Source organism: Janibacter sp. CFPM2_SD2, from assembly GCF_057364645.1.
This window is the reverse complement of the sequence record NZ_JBNFOF010000189.1, coordinates 1-5,995: the sequence shown is the minus strand read 5'-3', so window position 1 is coordinate 5,995 and position 5,995 is coordinate 1. Positions and strand designations below refer to the sequence as shown.

At 73.1% G+C, this 5,995-nt stretch carries 6 protein-coding genes and 1 pseudogene; all 7 read right to left on the bottom strand.

Annotated features, from left to right (window positions below):
- Positions 1–304 precede the first annotated feature (304 nt).
- The gene (gene mreB, locus AC2W7J_RS14770) at positions 305–1,357 is read right to left on the bottom strand and encodes a rod shape-determining protein (protein ID WP_421007324.1); all 1,053 of its coding nucleotides are present in this window, start codon (positions 1,355–1,357) and stop codon (positions 305–307) included.
- A 1-nt stretch (position 1,358) separates the two neighbouring features.
- Entirely contained in the window at positions 1,359–1,781 is a 423-nt protein-coding gene (ndk, locus tag AC2W7J_RS14765; RefSeq protein ID WP_255186357.1) for a nucleoside-diphosphate kinase, read from the bottom strand.
- 25 nt (positions 1,782–1,806) lie between these two features.
- The gene (locus AC2W7J_RS14760; protein WP_255183839.1) at positions 1,807–2,634 is read right to left on the bottom strand and encodes an undecaprenyl-diphosphate phosphatase; all 828 of its coding nucleotides are present in this window, start codon (positions 2,632–2,634) and stop codon (positions 1,807–1,809) included.
- 5 nt (positions 2,635–2,639) lie between these two features.
- Positions 2,640–3,035 carry a DUF4233 domain-containing protein gene (locus tag AC2W7J_RS14755; protein ID WP_485983305.1) on the bottom strand — a complete coding sequence of 132 codons (396 nt, stop codon included), beginning with the start codon at positions 3,033–3,035 and terminating at the stop codon, positions 2,640–2,642.
- Between the two features lie 16 nt (positions 3,036–3,051).
- A pseudogene (locus AC2W7J_RS14750) lies at positions 3,052–4,493 on the bottom strand (bifunctional folylpolyglutamate synthase/dihydrofolate synthase).
- A 20-nt stretch (positions 4,494–4,513) separates the two neighbouring features.
- Positions 4,514–5,041, bottom strand: coding sequence for a class I SAM-dependent methyltransferase (locus AC2W7J_RS14745; RefSeq protein WP_485983303.1), 528 nt, complete (start codon positions 5,039–5,041; stop codon positions 4,514–4,516).
- Positions 5,038–5,995 (bottom strand): NAD(P)/FAD-dependent oxidoreductase (locus AC2W7J_RS14740; RefSeq protein ID WP_485983301.1); only part of this gene is annotated, 958 nt, incomplete at its 5' end. The genes AC2W7J_RS14745 and AC2W7J_RS14740, both read right to left, overlap by 4 nt.

The following is a 5,995-nucleotide window of genomic DNA, read 5'->3' as shown; positions in this document are numbered from 1 at the left end:
GGGCGCCGGCGCGGTCGAGCGCCGAGACCCGCGCGGTGACCGTGGGCAGATCGCCGGTGTCGAGCTGCTCGGCCTGCGCCGACGTGTCCTCGCGGTCCCGCAGCCGGCGCCACCTCCTCGTCAGGCGGATGTTGTCGGCCCGCACCCGGTCGGTGTCGTCGGGGCGGGGCGCCCACGAGCCGCTCGACCGGGCCGAGGACCGCGTCGCCCACGCCGCGCACCGGCCCCAGGGGCGCACCGGCGAGGTCCGCCAGCAGGACGAGGACGGTGAGCACCAGCAGCGCCGGCAGGGCACGGCGTCGCATCAGAAGCGGTGGCCGTCGACGAGCACGGGCTGCAGCGCGGCGAAGTCGTCGACGCAGCGGCCGGCACCGCGCACGACGGCGCGCAGGGGCGCCTCTGCCACCCTCACCGGCACCCCGAGCTCGTGGCGCAGCCGGGCGTCGAGGCCACGCAGCAGCGCTCCCCCGCCGGTGAGCGTCACGCCGCGCTCGAGGACATCGCCGGCGAGCTCGGGCGGGCAGCGGTCGAGCACGTCGCGCACCAGCTGGACGATCTCCCCGACCGGCCCGGCGATGGCCCGCCGGATCTCCGCGGAGCCGACGTCGACGGTCTTGGGCAGGCCGGTGACGAGGTCGCGGCCGCGGACGCGGGTGCTCACCTCGCGGGCGAGCGGGAAGGCGGAGCCGACCTCGATCTTGATGTGCTCGGCGCTGCGCTCGCCGAGGAGCAGCGAGAGGTTGCGGCGCACGTGGTCGACGATCGCGTCGTCGACGGCGTCACCGGCGGTGCGGGTGCTGCGCGAGGCGACGATGCCGCCCAGGGCGATGACGGCGACGTCGGTGGAGCCGCCTCCGATGTCGACGACCATCGAGGCCTCGGTGTCCGTGACGGGCAGACCCGCCCCGATCGCCGCGACCATCGGCTCCTCGACGAGGTAGACCCGGCGGGCGCCGACGCGCAGCGCGGCCTCCTCGACCGCGCGCCGCTCGACGCCGGTGATGTCGCTCGGGATGCACACGACGACGCGCGGGCGGAAGACGCTCGACATGCCCACCCGGTCGGTGAACCACCGCAGCATCTGCTCGGCGGCGTCGGGCTCGCTGATGACCCCGGCGCGCAGTGGTCGCACCGCGCGCACGGCGCCGGGGGTGCGCCCGAGCATCTCCTTGGCCCGGGTCCCGGCGGCCACGAGCTCACCGGTCTCGGCGCTCACCGCGACGACACTCGGCTCGTCGAGGACGACGCCGCGCCCCTGGTGGTGGATCAGGGTGTTGGCCGTCCCGAGGTCGATGGCCAGGTCGCGCGAGAAGCGCAGCCGCGCCCGCGGGCGCGCCTCTCGCGCTCCCGTGCCCACGTCAGAGGCTCGGGAACCAGATGCCGATCTCGCGGGCAGCGGACTCCGGGGAGTCGGAGCCGTGGACGATGTTCTCGTCCACGGTGCCCGCCCACTTGCGACCGAGGTCGCCGCGGATCGTGCCGGGGGCGGCCTCGGTCGGCTTCGTCGCGCCGGCGAGGGAGCGGAAGCCCTTGATGCACTCCTGGCCCTCGATGACGACGGCCGCGACCGGGCCGGAGGACATGAAGTCGAGGAGCGGCTCGTAGAAGGGCTTGCCCTCGTGCTCGGCGTAGTGGGCGGCCAGCTGCTCACGCGTCGGGGTGACGACGGCGAGGGCCGCGAGGGTGTACCCCTTCGCCTCGATCCGGCGGATCACCTCGCCGGTGAGGCCGCGGCGGAAGCCGTCGGGCTTGACGAGGATGAGGGAACGTTCGGTCTGCACAGTCTCGGTCACGGGGTCAGCGTAGTCACGCCGCGAGCACACCCGTACCCAGCAGGGCGAAGAGCACGAGCGCGAGGACGATCCGGTAGACCATGAAGAGCGTGAAAGTGTGCGTCTCGATGAACTTCATGAACCACGCGATGACGGCGTAGCCGACGACGAAGGCGATGGCCGTCGCGACGAGGATCGGGCCCCAGCCGGTCTCGCCGGTGCCCTCACCACCCGCGATCTTGACGACCTGCAGGCCACCCGAGGCGATGACCGCCGGGATCGCGAGGAGGAAGCTGTAGCGGGCTGCGGCCTTGCGCGTGTAGCCCATGAAGAGACCACCGGCGATCGTGCCGCCGCTGCGGGAGACGCCGGGGACGAGCGCCAGGGCCTGCCAGAGGCCGTAGAGGATGCCGTGCTTCCACGTCAGGTCGGTGAGCTCGCGGCGCTGGGTGCCGACCCGCTCGGCCGCCATGATGACGAGGGCGAAGACGAGCAGCATCGTCGCGGTGATCCACAGGCTGCGCAGGGTCGACTCGATCTGGTCCTGGAAGAGCAGACCCAGCAGGCCGATCGGGATGGTGCCGATGATGACGAGCCAGCCCATGCGCACGTCGGGGTCGTCCTTGGCGACCTTGCCCGCGAGCGCGAGGAACCACTTGCGGATGATCGTCGTGATGTCACGCCAGAAGTAGATGACGACGGCGGCCTCGGTGCCGAGCTGGGTGATCGCCGTGAAGGCGGCGCCGGGGTCCTCCTGCCCCATGAGCTGCCCGACGATCGAGACGTGGGCGCTCGAGCTGATCGGGAGGAACTCGGTCAGCCCCTGGACGAGGCCGAGGATGATCGCGGTGAAGAAGTCCACGGGTGTCAGCTCTCCTGCTGGGTCGCGGCCTGGGCGGCCTGCTCACGGTCGATGCGGCGGCCGATCCGCTGGCAGTAGCCGTACAGCACCGCAAACATCACGCCGACGAGGATCATCATGGGCAGGAAGACCCCGCAGAGGATGGACAGCACCTGAACGCCCCATCCGAAGGCGGTGCCGAAGGGCCGCTTCATCAGGCCGGCACCGACGAGGGCGACGACGGCCAGGACGCACATGAGGACGAAGGGGGTCAGCCCCGCCACCACCGGCTCCTGGTCGGGGTCCAGGCCCCGGCTGGTCAGGGCGCCGAAGAAGATGACGAGCGACTGCGCGCCGAGGACGGTGGCGAGCATCCGCCAGGTGAACTTGCCCTGCGGGCGCGGCGGCTGGTCGGGAGTCACGGTCGACAAGGGTAGGTCAGCCCTCGTCCTCGACCTCGACGGGCACCTCGACCGGCGGCGCGACGGGCGCCTCGACGTCGGTCACCCCGAGCAGCAGCCGCACCTCGCCGACGGTGACGATCGAGCCGGTGGCGACGACACCACCGGCCACTCCCCCGTCGTCCGCGAGCTGGGCGGCGCGGTCGAGCGCGTCGGGCAGCTCCTCGACGACGGTGACCCGGTGGTCGCCGAAGACCTCTGCAGCGATCTCGCCGAGGCGGTCCGGTCGCATCGCGCGCGGCGACGTCGAGCGGGTGACGACGATCTCGTCGAGCGCCGGCTCGAGGGCCTCGAGGATCCCGACGACGTCCTTGTCCTTGAAGATCGAGACGACGCCGACGAGGTGGGTGAAGGTGAAGGAGTCCTTGAGCGCCGTCGCGAGGACCGTTGCGCCGTGCGGGTTGTGCGCCGCGTCGACGATGACCGTGGGGCTGCGCCGGACGATCTCGAGACGACCGGGCGAGGTCGCCGCGGCGAGACCGGCCGCGAGGACCTCCTCGCCGAGCGGCTGCTCGCCGCCACCGAGGAAGGCCTCGACCGCGGCCACGGCGAGCGCGGCATTGCTCGCCTGGTGCTCCCCGTGGAGGTTGAGCAGGAGGTCGGGGTGGTCGCCAGCGATCCCGCGCAGCGAGATCATCTGGCCGCCCACGGCGACGTCGCGCTCGAGGACCCGAAGTCCAGCCCCTCGACGAGCAGTCGCGCGCCGACCTCCTCCGCGCGGTCGCGCAGGATCGCGAGCACCTCGGGCTCCTGCGGCGCGCTCACGGCGATGGCGTCGGGGTGGATGATCCCCGACTTCTCGGTCGCGATCTCCTCGATCGTGTCGCCGAGGAAGTGCTGGTGGTCGATGCCGACCGGCGTGATGACGGCGACGTCGGCCTCGACGACATTCGTCGCGTCCCACGAGCCGCCCATGCCCACCTCGACGATCGCGACGTCGACGGGCGCGTCGGCGAAGGCCGCGTAGGCGAGCGCGACGAGCACCTCGAAGTAGGTCATCCGCGGGCCGTCCTCGGAGGCCGAGCGGGTGTCGACGGCGTCGACGAAGGGGGCGATGTCGGCCCATGCGTCGAGGAAGGCCTCGCGGCTGATCAGCTCACCGCCGATGGTGATCCGCTCCCGGATGTCCTGCAGGTGGGGCGAGGTGAAGCGCCCCGTCTTCAGGCCCGCCTCGCGCAGCACCGACTCGATGATCCGGGCGGTCGAGGTCTTGCCGTTGGTCCCCGTGACGTGGATGACGGGGAAGGTGCGCTGCGGCTCCCCGAGCAGGTCCATGACCGCGCGGATGCGGTCGAGGCTCGGCTCGAGGTCGTGCTCGGGGGCGCGGGAGAGGATCTCGTCCTCGACCAGGCGCATGCGCTTGCGCAGCTCGAGGGAGGCGGCGGCCTGCCGCTGGGCGGCGTCGGGGGCGGGACTCATGGGCCCGATTGTCGCACCCGTCAGCCGACCCTCCGGGCCCGCAGGACGACGTCGTGCACGTGGTGGGTCGACACGGCGCCGGCGGGCCGCTCCCTTCGCTCGTGGACCTCGACCGCCCAGCCCGGCGCACCGGCCAGGGCTGCCGCGATGGCGTCCGTGTCGACATACGCCTCGTGGTCGAAGGGGCGGGTCTGCTCGGGGGCGGCCGCCGCCAACCCCATGTCGTGCTGGTCGTGGGCGATGACGAGCAGGGTGCCGCCCGGGGCCACCGCGCCGAGCAGGTTGGCGATGCCGCGGCCGTCGGGCGTGCGCGGGATCGATGCATAGGCGGCGGTGACGAGGTCGTAGCGGTCGGTGCCGAAGGGGGCCGCAGCGTTGGCGTCGGCCTGCACCAGACCCACCTCGAGGCCGCGCGCCGCGGCCACCCGCACCCGGTCGAGGGCGAGAGCGGAGATGTCGTTGGCGGTCACCTGCCAGCCCTGCTCCGCGAGATAGATGGCGTCTCCCCCTTCGCCGGCGCCGACGTCGAGGACGGTGCCGGGGGTCATCCCGGTGGCCTCGGCGACGAGCGAGCCGTTGGGGTTGCCGCTCCACTGCAGGTCGCCGCTGTAACGGCCGTCCCAGTCGGCGGCGTGGGCGCTGCGGCGCGCGCCGCTCGAGGTCCTGCTGCGCGAGGTCGAAGCTGACCATCGAGCCCACCCGGCTGCCCGCCGCCGCGGTCGGCAGCACCTCGGAGCATCGGCTCGGCGAGCGTGCCGGCCGCGTAGAGGCCGGGCACGTCGGTGGCGCCGGTCATCGGGTCGGCGACGACGTGGGTCGCGACCCCGCTCGGGTGTGCGACCGCCTCCAGACCGACCCCGGCGAAGGGAGCGACCCGGGCGTGCAGACGCGTCCCGACGAGGATCGTGTCGGCCGCGATCTCGGACCCGTCGGCGAGCCGGATGCCGCGCAGACCACCGGTCGCGTCGCTGACGACGGCCTCGGCCGGTTGGACGACGACGGTCACGCCGGCGGCACGCAGCGCCTGCAGCTCGGGCTCGTCGGCGTCGACCCCGGCGTGGACGAGCACGGTGAGGTCGGGGGTGAGCTGGCGCAGCAGCGGGAGCGGGTGCAGCCCCATGGGCGAGGTGACGAGCGCGATGATCCGCCCGTCGCGTGCCTCGTAGCCATGGCAGAAGGGGCAGTGGATGACCGCGCCGCCCCAGTGGTCGGCGAGACCGGGCACGTCGGGCAGCTCGTCGGTCAGGCCGGTCGCGGCGACGACGCGGCGCGCGTGGACGACGTGGCCGCCGGTGAGGCCGAGGCGGAAGACGTCCTCCTCGCGCGTGACCTCGAGAACCCGACCGTGAGGACCTCGGCCCCGTAGGAGCGCACCTCCTCGCGGGCGTGCGCAGGAAGTCGGCCGGCGGCCGCCCCTCGTGCCCGAGGTAGCTGTGCATGTGCGCGGCCGGGGCGTTGCGCGGCTCGCCGGAGTCGACGACGAGCACGAGCGCGGTGCGCAC